The following is a 19073-nucleotide window of genomic DNA, read 5'->3' as shown; positions in this document are numbered from 1 at the left end:
TAGCCGGGCGATGCGGGTCGTCACCATCAGGTCGTGACGATCGCGAGCGCGGCGTTGCCGGGCGATGCGGGTCGTCACCATCAGGTCGTGACGATCGCGAGCGCGGCGTTGCCGGGCGATGCGGGTCGTCACCATCATCAGCTCGCCAACACTTCCAGCGGTGCGCCGCTGAGCGCCCGGCTGTGCTCGCCGCGCACGTTGACCGGCACGTCGCCCATCAACGTGATGCGGTGCATGAGCCGGGGCTGGTCGTCGTAGTCGTCGATCGCCCGGTGCTGGGTCGCGCGGTTGTCCCACATGGCGACGTCGCCCGGTGCCCAGTTCCAACGAATGGTGTTCTCCGGCACGGTGATTCGTCGTTGCAGCAGATCCAGCAGCGTGGTCGATTCGTGGCTGTCCAGGCCGACGAAGCCGCGCACGAAATCGCCGGCCAGCAGGGTGCGTTCGCCGGTCTCCGGGTGCACCCGCACCACCGGGTGCTCGGTGCGGAAGTCCGGCTTCTCGAAGGCTTGCCGAAACGTCCGCTGCGTGTCACTCATCGACATGACCGCTTCGGTGCTCACGTAGTCGTAGCGGTTGGTGTGCAGCGCCCAGAGGTTTTCCACCAGGTGCTTCAGCGGCTCGGGCAGATCCTGGTAGGCCGCCGCGGTCGAGGCCCACATCGTCGAGCCACCATAGGTGGGCAGGGTGACCGCGCGCAGGATCGAGGCCGCCGGGTAGTTGGCGGCGAAGGTCACGTCGGTGTGCCAGCGGTTCGCCTTGCCGTACTCGGAGTCGATCGGCGTGATCACCGGCATGTGCTTGGCGGCCAGGGCGGACGCGGCCGGGTGGCCGATGGGAGTGCCCAGCAGGCGGGCGAAGTCGAGCTGCTGCGCGTCGTCGAGCTGGTGCTGGTGGCGGAAGAAGATGACCTTGTGGGTCACCAGTGCCCGGCGGATCGTGTCGACCGCGGCCTCGTCCAGGTGGCCGCCGAGGCGCACCCCGTCGACCCGGGCGCCGATGCGGCTTCCCAGTTTGGTGACGATTATCTGACCTGTCATGTCATCTTCCTTGAGTCAAAACGGGTGTAGTCAACCGACTACATTTGGTAGTGTAGTCAGATGACTACAACTTCCGCAACAGGCCGCGGGAAAGTGCCTACCGGGCGCGCGGAAGTGGCCGCGGCGATCCTGGAGGCCGCCACCGATTTGTTCGCCGAGCGCGGCCCGGCCGCGACCTCCATCCGCGACATCGCCGCGCGGTCCAACGTCAATCACGGCCTGGTGTTCCGGCACTTCGGCACCAAGGAACAACTCGTCGGCGCCGTGCTCGATCATCTCGGTGCCCACCTGAGCGCCCTGCTGGAGACCGACACCCCCGCGGAGGTGGTGCAGCGCTCCCTGGACCGGCAGATACGAGTGATGGCCCGCACCGTGCTCGACGGCTATCCGGCCGGGCAGCTGCAGAAGCGCTTTCCCAACATCGCGACCCTGCTGGACGGGGTGCGGCCGCTGTACCACGACGAGGTCAGAGCGCGGCTCGCGGTCGCCAATGCCCTTGCCCTGCAGTTCGGTTGGCGACTGTTCGCGCCAATCCTGCGCTCGGCGACCGGGATCGAAGAGCTGACGGACGCCGAGATACGCGAGGCGGCAGGCGCCGAGGTGCAGCGGATTCTCGGGGCCGCCGACGCTCAGTGAGGCCGGGACACGGCCCGCCGGTGCATGGGCTCGCGGCCCGGGGGCTGGCGCGGCGGCGGCAGATGCGGCTTGCGCGGACGCACCGCGACGGTCGTCGGGGACTCGGTGTTGAGCTCGAGGTCCTCGCCGGAGTGCCGGATGGTCAGCTCGCCGCCGGGCCCGTCGCGCAGCGTGTACGTGACATCGGAATGGTTGACGTCGATGGTGACCCGGAAGTCTCGCCACCGCAGCCGGAACCGCAGCCGCGAAATACCGTCGGGCAGTTGAGGATCCAGCGATAACACACCCTCATCGTCGCGCAGGCCGCCGAACCCGGACACCAGCGCGGTCCAGGCGCCGGCGAGCGAGGCCATGTGCAAACCGTCGCGGGTGTTGTGGTGCAGATCCCGCAGATCGATCAGGGCGGCCTCATACGCGTAGTCGTGGGCCAGCTCCAAATGCCCGACCTCGGCGCACATCACCGCCTGGGTACAGGCCGACAGCGACGAGTCGCGCACCATGCGCGGCTCGTAGTAGTCGACGTTGCGGGCCTTCTGCTCGGGCGTGAACGCGTGGCTCTGCCAATGCATGGCCAGCACCAGGTCGGCCTGCTTGATCACCTGCGCGGGGTAGAGCCGCACATAGGCCTCGTGCAGCAGCAGCGGATAGGTGGTGTTCTTGTCGAAGTCCCATTCCGCGAAGGTGGTGAACCCCTGGCACTGCTGATGGACCTGCAGGCCCGCGTCGTAGGGGAGGTTGGCGGCATCGGCCGCGTCGCGCCAGGCCGCCGACTCCTCGGTGGTGACCCCCAGCGCCTTGGCCGCCTCGGGATGACGGGTGCACGCATCGGCGGCGGTATGCAGATTGTGCGCGGCCATCAGGTTGGTGAAGACGTTGTCGCGGACGATCGCGGTGTACTCGTCGGGGCCGGTGACACCGTCCAGGTGCCAGACGCCATGCCGGTCGTGATGGCCGAGCGCGAGCCAGAGCCGGGCCGTCTCGACCAGAACCTCCAGGCCGCACTCGGCTTCCAGGTCGTTGTCCCCGGTGACGATGCGGTAGCGCTCGAAGGCCATCGCGATGTCGGCGTTGATGTGCCAGGCCGCCGTGCCGGCCGGCCAGTACGCCGAGCACTCCTGCCCGCGGATGGTCCGCCACGGGAAGGAGGCGCCCTCCAGGCCCAGTTCGGCCGCTCGTTCCTTGGCCAGGTGAAGGGTCGAGGCCCGCCACCGCAGCGCGTCGGCCACCGTGTGCGGCGCGGTGTACGTCAGCACCGGCAGCACGTAACCCTCGGTGTCCCAAAAGGCGTGGCCGTCATAGCCGGTTCCGGTGAGCCCCTTGGCGGCGATCGCGCGGCGTTCGGCGCGGGCGCTGGCCTGCAACAGGTGGAAGAGCCCGAATCGCACGGCCTGCTGGGATTCGGGGTCGCCCTCGACCTCGACGTCCGCGCAATCCCAGAAGTTGTCCAGATACTTCCGTTGCGATTCCAGTAGCCCCTGCCATCCGCTGTAGCGGCCGCCGTGCAGCGCGGCGGCGACCTGGTCGCGCAGCGCCGGACGCGAGCGCATGCTCGACCAGCCGTACGCCAGGTATTTGACGATGCGCAGCTTCTGTCCCGCGCGCAGCCCACAGATCACGGTGGTCCGCGCCAAATCGGCGCGCGCATCGGTGCTGATTTGGACGCGTCCGGGAACCTCGACCTCATGATCCATCCCGGCGGCCATCATCAGTGCGCTGCTGCGGGTGCGGTGCATGAGAACCGCACTGGTATCGGTGTTCTCATGGTGGACCTCGTCGAGCGGGTTCTCCAGGATGGCCGACACCCGCGGGTCTCCGGAGGTCTGCGGCTGGTCTTCGTTGGTGACCAGTTCGGACTGGACCGTGACCCGGATGAATTCGCCGACCGCTTCCACCACGTACTCGATGGCGGCGAGGCCGCGGTGGGGCAGGGAGACGAGTCGGGTGGAGACCACCTTGACCTCTTTGCCCGCCGGCGAGCGCCAGTGTGCGCTGCGGGTCAGCGTTCCGGCGCGCAGGTCCAAATCCCGCTCGTGGGAAAGCAATTCGCCGTAGCGGACGTCGAATGGCTCGTCCTCGACCAGCAGCCGGATGATCTTGCCGTTGGTGACGTCGACGAGCGTCTGGCCGGCTTCCGGGTAGCCGTAGCCCGCCTCGGCGTACGGCAGCGGCCGGATTTCGTAGAACGAGTTCAGGTAGGTGCCCGGCAGGCCGTACGGCTCGCCCTCGTCGAGGTTGCCGCGAAGCCCGATATGCCCGTTGGACAAGGTGAACAAGGATTCCGACTGGGCCAGCAGATTGAGATCAAGCTGGGTTTCGCGAACGTGCCATGCGTCAACGGGGAACGATTCATCGGTGATCATGACTGCAGCAACTCGGCGAGGTCGCCGACCACCACGTCGGCGCCGTTGCGGCGTAAGTCCTCGGCTTGGCCCACTCGGTCGACACCTACCACGAAACCGAAGTTACCGGCCCGGCCGGCGGCCACCCCGGACAAGGCATCTTCGAACACGGCCGCCGCGTCGGCCGGGACGTCGAGCAGCTGCGCCCCGCGCAGGTAGGAGTCGGGCGCGGGCTTGCCGGCGATGTGCTCCCGGCGCAGGGTGATGCCGTCCACCCGCTGCTGCACGAACCGGTCCAGGCCGGTGACCTCGAGGACGTCGCGGGTGTTTGCGCTCGACGACACCACCGCGATACCCAGGCCAGCGGCCGACACCGCCTCGAGGTAGCGCCGCGACCCGTCGAACACCTTGACGCCGTCTCGCTTCAGGACTTTCTGGAACATGTCGTTCTTGCGATTGCCCAGGCCGTAGACGGTCTCGGCGTCCTCGGGATCGTCGGGGTTGCCGTCGGGCAGCTCGATGCCCCGGCTTTCCAAAAACGACCGGACCCCGTCCTCGCGTTTCTTGCCGTCCACGTACTCGCGGTAGTCCGTGGCCGCGTCGAAGGGGACGAATTCGTCACCGGTGCGCTTGGCCCGCTCGGACAGGTAGGCGTCGAACATGGCCTTCCAGGCTTTGGTGTGCACACTCGCGGTATCGGTGAGCACGCCGTCGAGGTCGAACAGGCAGGCGCGCACTTTTTCTGGCAGACCCAGCACGGGCACTCACTCTCGGCTATCGGGGTTGGGCGCTATCCACTCCACCATGCCGACGTGTAAGTCGCCAGCGATCACCGGGTATTGCGATGGCGCACCGGACGCCGGCATGCCCGGGACTCCTGCAGGACCGAGGACAAATGCGAGTTCAAGCCCGACGGAACAGGCGGGCTACCAGCGGACCACTTACTATTCGTTATCACGCTGTGCTGTGACTGATTTCACCAACGATGGGCCTCAATCGTCGTTGTCGCGCACCCCTTTGCCGTCCTCCGGGGCCCAGGTGCCCGGCATCATCGGCATGCTGGGCCCGCCACCGAATCCATCACGGGCCAGGGTGGTCAGGCCCGCCGCGGCAACGGGTTCCTTGCGTGCCGTGCCGGCGAAGCCCAGGTTTCCGGCGCCGCGTCCCGACGCCGTCGTCGTCGGGTCGTCCCAGTCCGGATCGACGTCGACGTTCATGTCCATGAACTCGTCGCCGTAGCCGCGGTGCCGCGCGCGCCGGCGCCGCCGGGCCCGCGCCGCCTCCCGCGCGGCCGACGCGGCGACAACCGCGGCCGAATCGGGCTCGGGCGCCTTCCTTTTCGCACCGGTGGCAGCGCTCGCACTCATTCCCGAACCAAATCCGAAACCGGGAGGCGCAAGGGCATAGGGAGGCACGAACGGGACCGCGCCCGCCGCCGGCGGCGCGGGCGGTGCCGGGCTGGCCACCGTGCCGGCCGTGGGCGCGGGCGCCGGTGCCGACGCGGGGGCGGCGGCGGGCGCGCTGATCGGGGCCGTGCCGAGTGCCGCCGGCAGGCTGGGCGTCGTCGCGGCGGGCGGGGCTACCGGCGCCGCTACGGGCGCGGGCGGGGGCGCAAGCCCGGCCAGGCCCGCAAAACCGGCCAACGCCCCGAACGGGGCCGCGGCGATGAGCATGGGTATCAGCAGCAATTGGGGTTGCGTCGGGAGCCAGCTCGCGAGCTGGGCCAGGTGAGTCGGCCAGTCGAGCAGCACGAGGTTGGTGATGAACTGGAAAGCCGCCGCCGGGTTTTCCTGTAACAGGGTCCCGAACTGTTGAAAATCCGAAAACAGTTCGAGGGCTCGAACCACCCACCAGAGCACGTCCCCGGGGTTGGTGTAGGCCTCGTAGGGCAATCCGTTGAGAGTCCCCTCGACGGGGTCCCAGTCGATCCCGAACAGCCGCAGGATCTGGGCGACGAACTGGTTGAGCGGACTGTCGAACCCGTGCTCATGGTCGTGATGGCCGTCGTCTTCCTCGTGGTCGTCTTGCTCGGCGGCCTCGGATTTCAGGATCGGCGGCGCCGGGTCGGTCGGCGGCATGGCCACCACCGCCGCCGTGGAGACGCCTTGGTAGGTCGCCATGGTGCCCGCGGCCTGAACCCACATCCGCGCATAGTCGGCCTCGTTGACCGCGATCGGAATGGTATTGATCCCAAAGAAATTCGTCGCCACCAGGGCGCCGTGCACGGCGTGGTTGGTGGCCAGCTCGGGCATAGTCGGCATCGCCGCCAACGCGGCGGTGTAGGCGGTGCCCGCCGTCTCATGCTGTGTGGCCGCCGCGGCGCTGTGCGCGCTGGCCTGCGTCAACCACGCCAGATACGGGGTATGCGCGGCAACGTAGGATTCCGCGCTGGGCCCCTGCCAGGCCCCGGCCTGCGCCGTCGCCAGCAGCCCGCTGAGTTCCGCTGCTGCCGAGGCGTATTCGGCGCCCATCGAGCTCCACGCCGCTGCCGCGGCGAACAGAGACGCCGGCCCCGGGCCGCTGCTCAGCAACGCCGAGTGGACCTCCGGCGGGGCGGCCATCCAGATCGGTGCGGTCATCGTCGGACGCCCCCGCTGCGGTCGGCGATCAGCGGGGGGATCGCGGGAGGCAACGCCATCACGGCAACTCCTGGGCTGGGCGAACGTACAGAATCACCGAAACGCTAATTGAAAATGATTATCGTTATCAATGGGGTGTCCCCACCCTCATACGAAACGCATAACTTGGCCTCGGGTCGCCGGGCTGTCCCGGCTCACGGACGGGCCGCGGCGCCTTGGCGGATGATGCGCAACATTTTCGCTGGGCGCTCGAGGGCCGAAAAGTGGCCGGTTCCAGGCACTGTGATGGCCGCGACATCGAGTTGACGGGCGACGTGGTCGCGCTCGGCCGGACGCGACCAGTCGCGCTCGCTGTAGGCCAGCGTTACGGATGCCTTCAGGCGCGAAGCCGGCGGACTCGGCCACCGCTCGTAGCTCGTCGGGGTGACCAGGTGGCCGCGCACCGGACAGTCGGCCCAGGGCGTGGGATAGTCGAGCTCGTTGTGATCGCCAATCGTGACATCCCACAGGGCAAGCCGCCCGCCGTCGGTGTGAGCACCCGACCAGCTCCCGCGTAGAGGCGCGCCTTATCGGCCACGTTCGTCTGCACATGCTGGCTGACCACGACGTCGAAAGTCCGATCAGGGAAAGGGAGTTCGGTGACGTCGGCCCGATGAACGGATGCCGGTCGGCCGGGCCAGCGAGCCGATTGAGCCACGCGCCGTGTCGCAACAGTGCTCGGTCAGATCGACCGCGGTCAGCTTTGTGGTCGAGATCTTTCGTCGAGCACACCCGCGAAAGGGATCACGCGGGACACAAGTGCTCGACGCGGGCAGCGCGTTGGCCGCTGACCTGTTGCACGTGTGACGCGTTGCTACCGACACGCTGAAAGCGTGGGGCCGCCGTCGTGCTGTGTCGGCGCTCACCGACCGCAACACCGCGACCCTGGGTGCGATGATCCGCGCCGCCAGAATCGCGAAGGTCAGATAGAACGCACTACTGATGTAAGCGTGGATGCGGAGTGCACAACAACCGGGCCGGCTTCGACTCTCCCGCGAACGCCAGTCCATGCGCATCCTTAAGCGATGCGCTGCCCAGCCTCCGTCGAGTAAAGTCCGCGCCGTGGCCAGGCAGCGACGAAGTTCGGAGGAAGTCCGATCCGCGATCCTGCAGAGCGCACGCGAGTTGTTCGACTCTCGCGGCTACCAGGCCACGACTATGGGCCTTGTCAGCGAGAATGCGGGGGTTTCCAAGCGGCTGATCTTCAGCAACTTTGGAAGCAAGGCGGAACTGTTCACTGCCGCGGTCACGGCGCCATTCTCGAGAGTGGTTGCCGAGTACGTGGATTCCTGGCTCGTCGACAGCCATGGGCTCAGCGTCGAGCAACGCGTCGACCGATTTGTCAATGACCTCTACGGCCTCGCCCATCAGCATCGTAGGGCGTTGCTGACGGCGGTTACGGAGATGAACAACCCAGCGCCCGCGCGGGACAATGTGCTCGATGAACTCGCCCGCTCCTTCCAACAGTCGCTTGCGCTAGGGACGAGCGATGATCTCGCCGGCCTCGATATCGCGGCGATGGTTCCCAGCGTCATCGGCATGATCGTCGGCGCGGCGGTCCTCGACCCGCTGTTCTTTCCATCCGGTACGCGCCGGCCGAGCCGGAAACGTATCACCGATGAGATGCGCACCCTCCTGATCGCCGGCGTCCTCAAACGCGACGAGAACCACTCCGGCTGATCACCGTTAGCGGCAGCGGCCTCCGCCGCTATGGTGCCCACGGATCGGTGTAGCATGGCGCCTGATCGGCAGGCGCGGCGGCCGCATCCCCCTGCGCTCGACCGGCTCCCACATCGTGGGCGCCGTCCTCCCAGGTGATGCCATTGCCCTGTCGGCTGCGCTCGGGGAACGTCCGGCCGTAGCGCTCGACCCAGCCCTCGGCGACCACCATCACGTACCCGAATCCGGGTTCACCGTCGCAGGACACAGGCGCGCATTGTTCACGGTCCCACGGCATCCCGCGGCGCCCGTTCGGGAACTTCACCCAGCCGTCGTCGAACAACTCGTACCGATCGGTCTCGACGACGTCATCGCCGCGGTAGGTCCCGAGCCCCCGCCGATCGCTGAACCCGTCGTAATACCCCGTCCCGATCAGCGCTGTCGCCAATGTGCTTGGCTCGCTGACGACTTCGTACTGGCGCCCCGACGTCATGTCCAGCGTCAACGCGACGCGGCGAACGATGTTAGACAGGCCCACGAATTCGATGTTGTGCTCGACAGCGACCACAGCTTCGGTGTGGCTCGCACCGCGCTCGTCGGTGACCCGTACTTCTCCGTCGATGAATCGCCGGTCGGAATCCCCGGCCTGCTTGACTTGAACGTACCCATCGTAAGGGCCGGAAGTGAACGTGGTCCACAAGAACAAACCGCTGTGCTCGCCAATGTGCACACCGCCGCGGTGAAGGGTGACCCCGCCGAAGTGGTCGCGTGCGCCCCAGGAGTGGTCTTTCATCGCATACCAACGGTCTGCCTGCCAGACCCGGTCACCGACGGTAATGGTTCCGCTGATGGTCCCGTTCTGATTGGCCCGGAGGTATTCCTCGACCAGTTGGCCGTCGACGTAGGTTCGGTGCGGTAGCTCTAGCCGTGGTGCTTCGGCGGCTTCAAATACGACATCGGCGGTCACGGGTCCCGGGTTAGCCGAGAGGGTGACCTTATTACGTTGGTGCGGAACGAGATTAGTGACCGAGAGGGGCCCGGCCCCCATTCGATCGATGCTGGGGCGAAGCACCCGCGACACCCGCACGTTGTGCTGGTGATGACGCTCGGCGACCGCTGCGAAGTAGCCGTCGAAAACGTTCATCACTGGGTACGCCGCGATGCCCGTGATGAATGTAAGGCTGCCATCCGGGGCGATCGATGTGTACAGCTGACGGTCGAAGAACCGATGGTCGGTCGACGCTACTTGCGCGAACGGCGCAGTTATCTGGTGCTGCAGGGTGTCGTCCAGCGCTGTGAGTACGGGTCGCATGGCTGGCGACCGTACCGAATGTTTGCGGTCACCGGCAAGGAAAATCTGCGCGACTCCGCGAGTCGCAGATACGCGGGTCTCGAGATCACACCGCGACTCCACGGCGATTGCGCTCACTCTCCGTCAGCGCAGCCCCACCCCTATTCGACTGCAGATCAACATCATTGATGCCAACCATAACTGTGCCGCCGATGCGAGCGGCGCGGTGCTTCCCCGCGTGAACTTCCGTCAACAGGCGGTCAAGCCACTGGTCGCACAGTCACCGTGATTGCACGCCGCCCTCCGCGGCGAGCGGAGGGATGCGAATTTTGGCCGTTGTGAACCATCGGTGCTTAGGGGTACGGTAATGAACCGCTGGTGCTTAAGATCTCGTGTCGATCGCTGGTCGACACGCCGCTGGGAGGCGAATGATGCACAAACAGGCGATGTCCACGGTGTTGCGTTTCGACGAGCCGGGAGCCGACAGCAAGGCGCTCGTGGGCGGCAAGGGGGCCAACCTCGGGCGTTGCGCCGCCGCAGGTTTTCCGGTCCCGCCGGGGTTCAACGTCACCACCGGCGCTTACAGCGCATTCATTCACGCCAACGGCCTCGACCAGGTGGTGACCGAGGCGCTCGACGGCCTCGATTTCGCCGATTCCGAATTGGTCGAGCAGCGCGTCGCGGCGATCCGCGGCGCGATTACCGGTGCGGCACTACCCGACCAGCTGGCGTCCGAAATCACGCGGTATTACACCGAACTCGGTGACGAGCCACTCGTTGCGGTGCGGTCGTCGGGCACCGCCGAGGATTTGGCGGAGGCGTCGTTCGCCGGTCAGCACGACACCTATCTACACATCCGGGGTGCTGCCGGCGTTCTTGACGCGGTCCGGCAGTGTTGGGCGTCGTTGTGGTCGGCGCGGGCCACCGTGTATCGCCACCAGAACGGTCTACATGATCCGGCGGAGATCCGGATGGCGGTGGTCGTGCAGACGATGATCGAGCCGACCGCATCCGGGGTGATGTTCACTGCCAACCCGAGCACGGCGAATACCGACGAGGCGGTGATCAACGCGAACTGGGGTCTCGGCGAGACCGTCGTGCAGGGGATCGTCACACCTGACGAGTATGTGGTGCGGCGCCGACGGACACCACCGGTGGGAATCGACCAGCGGCTGGCGCGGGTCGACGAGGGCCGCCTTGAGGTCAAGGCGTGTTCGATCGGCACCAAGGAGGAGCGGATAGTCCTCGACCCCGACAGAGGGCGCGGAACGGTGACGCAACCAGTGCCCGAAGCCGAGCAGTCCGTACCGACGTTGACCGACGAGCAGGCCGTCCATCTCGCCCAACTTGGCCGCCGGGTGCAGGCTTTCTACGACGACATGCCGCAGGACATCGAATGGGCACTCGCTCAGGACGATTTCTGGCTACTGCAGTCGCGGCCGATCACCGGCGTCGACTTCGATTGGGGCGCGGACCTGGAATCCTTCCAGTGGGCGGTGGATGACGAGCGGTGGCTGTGGTCCGACGGCTTTGCGAAGATGTTGGTAACCGGATCGAAGAGCGCCCTCTACGCGCAATTCGTCACCGAGGTCGACACCGTCGGCTACTACTCGATCGGCAACCGGCTCGGGATCGCGGAGTTGATGGGGCCCGCCTACACCAACGATGGGGCCGACCTGCACCGGACGCCGCAGCTGCAAGTGCACAAGTATCACAGAGGCGAGCTGTACCACAACACCGACTTCGAGAAGATCCTGCATGAGCGCGCATTCGTCCCGGTACTTAGGTCGCCGGAGATCAGCCCGTTCATTGCGCCCGAGCAGGCGCAGGAGACGCACCAGACGCCGTTCGACTACGACGAGTTCTCCCGGATGATCGGCCGCGTGACTCGCAACGGCGACACCCCGGGCCGGATCGGCGACAAGATTCAGGAATTCATCGATACCGCCGCCGCCAAGTCCTACATCTCCGAGCTGCCCGCTCGCGCCTCACTGTCGGACGATGAACTGAAGCGCAGGATCACCGAACAGTGGCACAACGTGTCCAGATACACCAGCGATTCCTTCCTGTACTGGCTGGTCTATGGGCCGCAGTTGATGGCTTTGTGGGGCAGAGTCATTCACGAGTGGTACGACGGTGACAACACGAACGCGTTCGCCGAACTCCTGCAAGGCGTCACACATCGCACCAAGACACTCGATGAGAACCTCGCACTCTTCGAACTCGCGATGCAGATCCGCGAGTCCGAGACGCTGTCGAAGCTGTTCGCCGCCCATCCCGGTGCCGAATTCTTCACCGCGATCGCAGGTGCTGACGACGGGGACGCGTTTCTGAAGGTGTACGACGAATTTGTCGCGGTGTACCCGCACCGCGGGCAGGAGGATCGCGATTTCGCCTATCCCCGACGCTATGAAGACGCTTCGGTTGATTACCGCGTCTTCGAGATGCACCTGAACGAGGTCGATCCGGTGTCACCGCTGGATCGGGAGGACGAGGTTCGTGCACGTCGCGACGCCGTGTACGAAGAGGTCATCGCCAACATCATGCGGGACCAGCACAACGGCGCCATGAAGGCGCACATCTTCAGATACCTCTACGACTTCGCGCACCGCTACATGGCGCAGCGCGACGACGAACGCTGGGCCTACGAGCACTTCACCCTGTGCATCAAGATCTACGGCCGTGAGATCGGCCGCCGCTGCGTCGAGCGCGGCATCTTAGACCACGAGGACGACTTTCTAATGTTATGCAGAGACGAGCTTTTCGACGCGCTCGACGGGGTTTCCAATCCAAAGCTCGTACGCGCCAAGGTGGCGGGTCGCCGGCGTGACCACGACCGCTCGCTCCACGAGGACCACGAGTTCCCGGCCTACCTGCGCGACGGTCGGGAGGCTGTCGTCGGCGAAGACGCTGACGTCGGACTGCACGGCACCGGCTGGACTTCGGGAACGGTTACCGCCACCGCCCGCGTAGTCTGGCGTCTCGCCGAGGTTGGCCGCGTCAAGCGCGGTGAAATCCTCGTCTGCCATCACACCGACCCCGGCTGGACCGCCGTCTTCTCGATCATCTCTGGGATCGTCACCGAGACGGGCGGTGTGTTGTCCCATGCCACGTGTCTTTCGCGCGAGTACGGTCTGCCGTCCGTGCAACTGACCAAGGCAAGGAAGCTCATCCCGGACGGCGCCACCATTACCATCAACGGCGGAACCGGCGAAGTGACGATCGTCGAGGAGTCCGAACACCCTGCCGGCGCCGAGACCAACAACGTCGTAACAGGTTCCGAGGCGCAGCTGGTCCCTCAGGGCTGACGGGTGGACCGACGTCGAAAAGCGGCTTCCCGCTATGCGACAGCACCACTAACCACACTTCTACCCGGAAACGATGGTCAGCATGGATCGCAATGCCCAGGCGCAGTACACCACCGAGTACTGGAGCGAGACCCGCTTTTTCTCGGCCTGGTCCCCGGCGGCCGCAACGGGAATCTTCATCCACGCCGGCCGGCTTCGCGGCAACCTCGACATCTGGTGGACCCAGACCGCGGTCTACCTGCCCGACGGTGGTCTCGCCGTCGACCGCCAGTGGACGCGCAATACTTCGACCGAGGGTGTCGTCAACGGCAACCTGTCGATGGTGTCCGTTGTGCCGCGCGAGCGATTCAACTGCGACTTCGACGGAGTTTGCGAGGTGACCGATACGCTTAGCCTGGCTACCGGCCCGCGCGGCGCGGGGGCTCCGTCCCTGCCGGTGCGCTGGAGCGTCGTCGCCGATGCAGCTCAGCCGATGTGGGACATGTTCAGCGGCCACGGCGACCGGTCGTTCGCGTCGGCCAGCCATACCCAGCAAACCTACACCGTCGTTGGCGACATCACTGTCGGCGAAACCCATTACGAGTTCGACGGATTCGGCTACACCGATCATTCGACTGGAGCGCGGGATTTCGCCGGATTCGGTGGCGACGAGTTTCTGATCGGTGTGGTGCCCGCCGGCGCCATCCACTACCTGGCGGTGCGTCGTAACGCCGATCTCACCGACGTCAGCCGTACCGGTCTGCTGTACCTCGACGGCGGCAGCGAGAGAGTCGTCTCTGCGACCGGACCGCACCACACCGACGCGGTGATGCGACTGGACGACATCGAAGTGGTGTTGTCGACCGAGTCCGGTCGTGAACTGCGGGTGCGGCTGGATGTCCTTGGCTGCCTGCCGATTACCGTCAACGACGCCAACGACAACATCAACGGCTACGACTGGGACGGAGCCCGGGACGGCGTGTTCTTCGCCGAATGCCCGGTTCGCATCACGATGCCCGATGGTACGACGGGGTACGGCCACCTTGAACGCGGAATTCGCCGTCGCTGCATCGACCGCCAAACGCTGGCAGTGAGTGCCCCTGGCGACGACGGGAGTCGCTTTGTGAACCGTGACACGCATCAGATCGAACGGTTGCCGTAGGCCTCGTGGCGGTGGGCCGTCTTGCCGTCGGCGCCTTATGAGAGTTCGACAACGGTGATGGATCGCGCCCCCATCGGGTGCAGGTCATTTCTGCCCGATGGCGTACCCCTCTTGCTGCGCCTGCGTCCCACGTGGTGGTGAGGTCCGCGGGCGGAGAGGAACGTGATGCTTGTGGCCGCGTGCTACCCACCAAGGCGGGTCTGGATGTGCTCGTCGTGGAGGCCATGTAAGGCCGAGTGGGATGACGGCGACCAACCCTATGCCGAGCGCACCGGGCCATCTGATCAATGACGCGTCGATTCAGCCGTCGTTGTTCCGGACGGCGCCGATATCGAAAGACCCGGCGGCGAGCAGGGCCCGCTCGACGTTGGCCGGTGCGGTGGGTATGGACGCGACGTACCGTGTCGAAATCAACGGTCGACGTTTCGAATTCGCGGTGACTGCGGTCGTCTTGGCGCGACGCGCGGAAACCCTCGGTGACGCTGACGACCAGCGCGGCGGATCTTGTCACCACCCGAATGGGGGCGGACGAAGTCTGGCGCAAGGCGACCATACGACGCATCGACTTCGACGGCGATAAGCGCGACATCGACGCGATGCGTGCCGTGTTCGCGCTCCACTAAACTCGGTGAGTGTGGCTGAACCTGCAGACCCCAAGGTCGGACCCGTAGTGCGCCCCGTGCTCGTCGTGGACTTCGGCGCGCAGTACGCGCAGTTGATCGCCCGCCGCGTCCGGGAGGCGCGGGTTTTCTCCGAGGTCATTCCGCACACCGCCACGGCCGAGGACATCAAGGCCCGGGACCCGCTGGCGCTGGTGCTCTCCGGCGGGCCGTCCAGTGTCTACGCCGACGGCGCCCCTCAGCTCGATCCGGCGCTGTTCGATCTCGGGGTGCCGGTGTTCGGCATCTGCTACGGGTTTCAGGCCATGGCCCAGGCGCTGGGCGGGACCGTCGCCCGCACCGGCACCAGCGAATACGGCCGGACCGAACTGAAAGTCCTTGGCGGCGAATTGCATTCGGGTTTGCCGAGTGTTCAGCCGGTGTGGATGAGCCATGGCGACGCGGTCACCGCCGCCCCGGACGGGTTCGAGGTGGTGGCCAGCAGCGCGGGCGCGGCGGTGGCCGGGTTCGAGAACCGGGCCCGGCGGCTGGCCGGTGTGCAGTACCACCCGGAGGTGATGCACAGCCCGCACGGGCAGCAGGTGCTCAGCCGCTTCCTGCACGACTTCGCCGGGCTCGGCGCCCAGTGGACGGCCGCCAACATCGCCGAGGCGCTGGTCGAGCAGGTGCGTACCCAGATCGGTGACGGCCGGGCGATCTGCGGGCTGTCGGGCGGCGTGGATTCCGCGGTGGCCGCCGCGCTGGTGCAGCGCGCCATCGGCGACCGCTTGACCTGTGTCTTCGTCGACCACGGGTTGTTGCGCGCGGGGGAGCGCGCGCAGGTGCAGCGCGACTTCGTGGCCGCCACCGGCGCCAACCTGGTGACCGTCGACGCGGCCGACACCTTCCTCGATGCGCTCGCGGGCGTGACCGATCCCGAGGGCAAACGCAAGATCATCGGCCGGCAGTTCATCCGGGCCTTCGAGGGTGCGGTGCGAGATGTGGTGGGGGATAACGGTTCCGGCGTAGATTTCCTGGTCCAGGGCACGCTGTATCCCGACGTGGTGGAGTCCGGGGGCGGCAGCGGCACCGCGAACATCAAGAGCCATCACAACGTCGGCGGCCTGCCCGACGACCTGAAGTTCAAACTCGTCGAGCCGCTGCGGCTGCTGTTCAAGGACGAGGTGCGCGCGGTCGGGCGCGAGCTGGGCCTGCCGGAGGAAATTGTTGCGCGCCAACCTTTTCCAGGCCCCGGTCTGGGTATCCGGATCGTCGGCGAGGTCACCGCGCAGCGGTTGGACACCCTGCGGCGCGCGGACTCGATCGCTCGCGAGGAGCTGACTTCCGCCGGTTTGGACAACCTGATCTGGCAGTGCCCGGTGGTGCTGCTGGGCGACGTCCGTTCGGTCGGCGTGCAGGGCGACAACCGCACCTACGGGCACCCGATCGTGCTGCGGCCGGTGACCAGTGAGGACGCCATGACCGCCGACTGGACCCGGGTTCCCTACGAGGTGCTCGAGCGCATCTCGACCCGCATCACCAACGAGGTCCCCGAGGTCAACCGCGTGGTGCTGGACATCACCAGCAAACCGCCCGGCACCATCGAATGGGAGTAGGCGGGCGCCGCGAGACTGCAACTACCGACGCCTCTTCTCGGGAAATGCGTCGGTAGTTGCCGTCTCGCGGCGGACAAAAACACCATTAGCCACAGCCGCCCCTCACGTTTCTTGACGGTGTCAGAGGGCGGGTGTTTACTTCGGATGTATCGAACATATATTCGAACACGCTCCCCCGGAAGCTCCCGGAAAGCGTGGTGCTAGGAGGCTGTCATGACCGCGGCTTTTGCCTCCGATCCCCGCCAGGAAACCCGCGCCGAACAGCTCGAATCGCTGCGCCGGCGGATGGCGAGCATCTCCGCGAAGAGGCCCGGGCCGGCCGTCCCCGACGATCTGCTGGACTCGGAGTCCCAGCTGACGCTGCCGCAGTGGCTGGCGGACCTGCTGCCGGCGCCGCTGCCGCGGGGAACGGTGGCGGTGCTCTCGGGTGCCCGGTCGCTGCTGTTGAGCATGGTGGCCGCGGTCACGGCGGCCGGTGGCAACGCCGCAATCGTCGGCCAGCCGGACATCGGGCTGCTGGCCGCCGCGGAGATGGGGGCGGATCTGAGCCGGCTCGCGGTGATACCGGATCCCGGAACCGATCCGGTGGAGGTGGCCGCGGTGCTCGTCGACGGCATGGATCTGGTGGTCCTCGGGCTGGGTGGGCGCCGGGTGCCGCCGACCCGGGCGCGGGCGGTGGTGGCGCGGGCCCGCAACAAGGGGTGCACCCTGCTGGTCACCGGCGGCGATTGGCAGGGGGCGCCGACGCGGCTCGCGGCCCGGGTCGGCGGTTATGAGATCACCCCCACTCCTTGGGGAACGCCCGACCCGGGATTCGGGCGGATCAGCGGGGTGCGGCTGCAGGTCAGCGGGATGTGTGCGGGACGACGGGTGATGCCCCGAACGCGAGCCGGGTGAATTCCGGTGGTATCTCCGTCCGGCTCAAGGGTTTTGGCGATCTGGTGCATGGATTGGCCCGCGGTCGCGGCGGCCGCGGCCGCGGATCTGTCCGCGACCACCCCGGTCGCGGTCACGTTGGCCAACCGGGTGATCGCCTGCTCGTCGGCCGCCCGCGCGGTGGGGGTGCGCCGCGGGCTGCGACGCCGGGAGGCGGCGGCCCGGTGCCCGCAACTGCATGTCACCACCGCCGACACGGACCGCGACGCCCGCTTCTTCGAAGCGGTGATCGCGGCGGTGGACGACCTGGTGCCCCGCGCTGAGGTGCTGCGACCCGGGCTCCTCGTGTTGCCGGTGCGCGGGGCGGCCCGCTATTTCGGGTCCGAGGCCGCCGCCGCCGAGCGGCTGACCGACGCGGTGGCCGCTGCCGGAGCCGAATGTCAGGTCGGAATCGCCGACCGGTTGTCCACCGCGGTCTTCGCGGCGCGTGCCGGCCGTGTCGTCGAGCCGGGAGGCGACGCGAGGTTTTTGTCGGTGCTGTCCATCCGCCAACTCGCCACCGAGCCGAGCCTGTCCGGTCCCGGCCGAGAAGAGCTAGCAGACCTGTTGTGGCGGATGGGGATTCGCACCATCGGGCAGTTCGCCGCGCTGTCACGCAGCGACGTGGCTTCCAGGTTCGGCGCCGACGGGGTGGCCGCGCACCGGTTGGCCCGCGGCGAGCCCGAACGGCCGCCCTCCGGGCGGGAACCCCCGGCCGAGCTCGAGGCCGTGCTGGACTGCGATCCGCCGATCGACCGGGTCGATGCCGCGGCGTTCGCCGGGCGCTCGCTGGCCGGCGCGCTGCATCAGACGCTGATGGCCGCCGGCGTGGGATGCACCCGGCTGGCCATTCACGCCGTCACCGGGGGCGGCGAAGAGCGCCATCGGGTGTGGCGGTGCGCCGAGCCGTTGACCGAGGACGCCACCGCCGACCGGGTGCGCTGGCAACTCGACGGATGGTTGAGCAACCGCACCGCGCGCGATCCCGGTCCCACCGCCGCGGTGACGCTGCTGCGGCTGCAGGCGGTGGAGGTGGTATCCGCCGAGGCGCTGCAGTTGCCGCTCTGGGGCCCTCTGGGGGAGGAGGACAGGCTGCGGGCCCGCCGGGCGCTGGTGCGGGTGCAGGGCCTGCTCGGCCCGGAGGCGGTGCGGGTGCCGGTGCTGTCCGGCGGTCGCGGGCCGGCGGAGCGCATCACGTTGGTCCCGTTGGGCGACGAGCCGGTGCCGCGGGCCGATCCCGATCTGCCGTGGCCCGGCCGGCTGCCCGAGCCGTCACCGGCGGTGTTACTGGACGACCCGGTGGAATTGCTTGACGCCCAAGGAAACCCGATACGGGTGACCAACCGTGGGCTGTTCTCCGCCGACCCCGCCCGCATGATGGCCCATGGCCGAGACGAGCGGCTGTGCTGGTGGGCCGGGCCCTGGCCGGTCGACGAGCGGTGGTGGGATCCCGAACTGAGTAAGGGCCGCACCGCCCGCGCGCAGGTCTTGCTGGAGAGCGAGCGCGCGTTGCTGCTGTGCTATCGCCAGCGGCGCTGGTATCTCGAGGGAAGTTACGAGTAGGCGGGCCGCAGCGCCTCGGGGGTCAGGTCCTGGAGCGAGGGATATCCGTCGACGGCCATGATCAGGTCTCGGCGAAGGCCATAGTCGCTGCTTTACCCCCTGCTCCGCTCACCAAACGGCGCCCGGGGATACGAGCCAAAGGAGGGTCTGGTCGGGCGAAAACGCATTCCGCGATAAGCGGTTTCAATGCGCTTCGATATGCGTTGCGCTAGTACCGTCCGAAGACGGTGGCGACGTTGTGTCCGCCGAAGCCGAACGAGTTGTTGATCGCGTACTCGTAGTTGCCCGGCCGGGGTTTGCCCGCCACCACGTCCAGGTCGATTTCGGGGTCGAGGTTTTCCAGGTTCA

14 protein-coding genes and 2 pseudogenes are annotated in these 19073 nt (G+C 67.1%); 9 read left to right on the top strand and 7 right to left on the bottom strand.

The window, feature by feature from the left end; translation table 11 throughout:
* Nucleotides 1-137: 137 nt before the first annotated feature.
* The gene (locus EPN51_RS27525; RefSeq protein WP_293049045.1) at nucleotides 138-1040 is read right to left on the bottom strand and encodes a TauD/TfdA family dioxygenase; all 903 of its coding nucleotides are present in this window, start codon (nucleotides 1038-1040) and stop codon (nucleotides 138-140) included.
* Between the two features lie 60 nt (nucleotides 1041-1100).
* On the opposite strand from EPN51_RS27525, the gene EPN51_RS27520 reads away from it, so the two are divergent.
* Nucleotides 1101-1676 (top strand): TetR/AcrR family transcriptional regulator, encoded by a 576-nt coding sequence (locus tag EPN51_RS27520; RefSeq protein ID WP_293049044.1) that lies wholly within the window; start codon nucleotides 1101-1103, stop codon nucleotides 1674-1676.
* On the opposite strand, the gene EPN51_RS27515 is transcribed toward EPN51_RS27520, so the two are convergent.
* The 4 genes from EPN51_RS27515 to EPN51_RS27500 form a co-directional block, all read right to left on the bottom strand.
* Nucleotides 1670-4036 carry a glycoside hydrolase family 65 protein gene (locus EPN51_RS27515; RefSeq protein ID WP_293049043.1) on the bottom strand — a complete coding sequence of 789 codons (2367 nt, stop codon included), beginning with the start codon at nucleotides 4034-4036 and terminating at the stop codon, nucleotides 1670-1672. The genes EPN51_RS27520 and EPN51_RS27515 overlap by 7 nt on opposite strands.
* Nucleotides 4033-4779 (bottom strand): beta-phosphoglucomutase family hydrolase, encoded by a 747-nt coding sequence (locus EPN51_RS27510; RefSeq protein ID WP_293049042.1) that lies wholly within the window; start codon nucleotides 4777-4779, stop codon nucleotides 4033-4035. Before EPN51_RS27510 ends, EPN51_RS27515 begins: the two co-directional genes overlap by 4 nt.
* Before the next feature lie 228 nt (nucleotides 4780-5007).
* Complete coding sequence (locus EPN51_RS27505) at nucleotides 5008-6594, bottom strand: PPE family protein (RefSeq protein ID WP_293049041.1); 1587 nt, start codon at nucleotides 6592-6594, stop codon at nucleotides 5008-5010.
* Nucleotides 6595-6970: 376 nt separating this feature from the next.
* Nucleotides 6971-7291, bottom strand: coding sequence for a methyltransferase domain-containing protein (locus EPN51_RS27500; protein ID WP_293049040.1), 321 nt, complete (start codon nucleotides 7289-7291; stop codon nucleotides 6971-6973).
* Between the two features lie 404 nt (nucleotides 7292-7695).
* Between EPN51_RS27500 and EPN51_RS27495 the strand changes: the two genes are divergently transcribed.
* The gene (locus EPN51_RS27495; RefSeq protein WP_293049039.1) at nucleotides 7696-8313 is read left to right on the top strand and encodes a TetR/AcrR family transcriptional regulator; all 618 of its coding nucleotides are present in this window, start codon (nucleotides 7696-7698) and stop codon (nucleotides 8311-8313) included.
* Nucleotides 8314-8341: 28 nt separating this feature from the next.
* Here EPN51_RS27495 and EPN51_RS27490 read toward each other — a convergent pair whose 3' ends face one another.
* The gene (locus EPN51_RS27490) at nucleotides 8342-9604 is read right to left on the bottom strand and encodes a hypothetical protein (RefSeq protein WP_293049038.1); all 1263 of its coding nucleotides are present in this window, start codon (nucleotides 9602-9604) and stop codon (nucleotides 8342-8344) included.
* Nucleotides 9605-10014: 410 nt separating this feature from the next.
* Between EPN51_RS27490 and EPN51_RS27485 the strand changes: the two genes are divergently transcribed.
* The 7 genes and pseudogenes from EPN51_RS27485 to EPN51_RS27455 all read left to right on the top strand — a co-directional run bounded on the left by EPN51_RS27485 (nucleotide 10015) and on the right by EPN51_RS27455 (nucleotide 18725).
* A complete protein-coding gene (locus tag EPN51_RS27485) occupies nucleotides 10015-12891 on the top strand; it encodes a PEP/pyruvate-binding domain-containing protein (protein ID WP_293049037.1) in 2877 nt (958 codons plus the stop codon).
* An 82-nt stretch (nucleotides 12892-12973) separates the two neighbouring features.
* The gene (locus EPN51_RS27480; RefSeq protein WP_293049036.1) at nucleotides 12974-14032 is read left to right on the top strand and encodes a hypothetical protein; all 1059 of its coding nucleotides are present in this window, start codon (nucleotides 12974-12976) and stop codon (nucleotides 14030-14032) included.
* A 131-nt stretch (nucleotides 14033-14163) separates the two neighbouring features.
* Nucleotides 14164-14372 (top strand): annotated as a pseudogene (locus EPN51_RS27475) (hypothetical protein); the annotation flags it as partial.
* A gap of 136 nt (nucleotides 14373-14508) precedes the next feature.
* Nucleotides 14509-14655 (top strand): hypothetical protein, encoded by a 147-nt coding sequence (locus EPN51_RS27470; protein ID WP_293049155.1) that lies wholly within the window; start codon nucleotides 14509-14511, stop codon nucleotides 14653-14655.
* A gap of 11 nt (nucleotides 14656-14666) precedes the next feature.
* Nucleotides 14667-16247 carry a glutamine-hydrolyzing GMP synthase gene (gene guaA, locus EPN51_RS27465; RefSeq protein WP_293049035.1) on the top strand — a complete coding sequence of 527 codons (1581 nt, stop codon included), beginning with the start codon at nucleotides 14667-14669 and terminating at the stop codon, nucleotides 16245-16247.
* Nucleotides 16248-16460: 213 nt separating this feature from the next.
* Nucleotides 16461-17144 (top strand): hypothetical protein, encoded by a 684-nt coding sequence (locus EPN51_RS27460; RefSeq protein ID WP_293049034.1) that lies wholly within the window; start codon nucleotides 16461-16463, stop codon nucleotides 17142-17144.
* A 48-nt stretch (nucleotides 17145-17192) separates the two neighbouring features.
* Complete coding sequence (locus EPN51_RS27455; RefSeq protein WP_293049033.1) at nucleotides 17193-18725, top strand: DNA polymerase Y family protein; 1533 nt, start codon at nucleotides 17193-17195, stop codon at nucleotides 18723-18725.
* Nucleotides 18726-18933: 208 nt separating this feature from the next.
* On the opposite strand, the pseudogene EPN51_RS27450 reads toward EPN51_RS27455, so the two are convergent.
* Nucleotides 18934-19073 (bottom strand): annotated as a pseudogene (locus EPN51_RS27450) (beta-ketoacyl-ACP synthase); the annotation flags it as partial.

The organism is Mycobacterium sp. (assembly GCF_004298145.1).
In the GTDB taxonomy this organism is placed as follows: domain Bacteria; phylum Actinomycetota; class Actinomycetes; order Mycobacteriales; family Mycobacteriaceae; genus Mycobacterium.
Note: the sequence above shows the minus strand (reverse complement) of the source record. Positions and strands in the feature narration are given on the sequence as shown.

Excerpts from the sequence above, each read along its gene's own strand:
- EPN51_RS27525 (WP_293049045.1), bottom strand. The coding sequence starts at position 1,040 with ATGACAGGTCAGATAATCGTCACCAAACTGGGAAGCCGCATCGGCGCC.
- EPN51_RS27520 (WP_293049044.1), top strand. The coding sequence starts at position 1,101 with ATGACTACAACTTCCGCAACAGGCCGCGGGAAAGTGCCTACCGGGCGC.
- EPN51_RS27515 (WP_293049043.1), bottom strand. The coding sequence starts at position 4,036 with ATGATCACCGATGAATCGTTCCCCGTTGACGCATGGCACGTTCGCGAA.
- EPN51_RS27505 (WP_293049041.1), bottom strand. The coding sequence starts at position 6,594 with ATGACCGCACCGATCTGGATGGCCGCCCCGCCGGAGGTCCACTCGGCG.
- EPN51_RS27490 (WP_293049038.1), bottom strand. The coding sequence starts at position 9,604 with ATGCGACCCGTACTCACAGCGCTGGACGACACCCTGCAGCACCAGATA.
- EPN51_RS27485 (WP_293049037.1), top strand. The coding sequence starts at position 10,015 with ATGCACAAACAGGCGATGTCCACGGTGTTGCGTTTCGACGAGCCGGGA.
- EPN51_RS27480 (WP_293049036.1), top strand. The coding sequence starts at position 12,974 with ATGGATCGCAATGCCCAGGCGCAGTACACCACCGAGTACTGGAGCGAG.
- EPN51_RS27460 (WP_293049034.1), top strand. The coding sequence starts at position 16,461 with ATGACCGCGGCTTTTGCCTCCGATCCCCGCCAGGAAACCCGCGCCGAA.
- EPN51_RS27455 (WP_293049033.1), top strand. The coding sequence starts at position 17,193 with ATGGATTGGCCCGCGGTCGCGGCGGCCGCGGCCGCGGATCTGTCCGCG.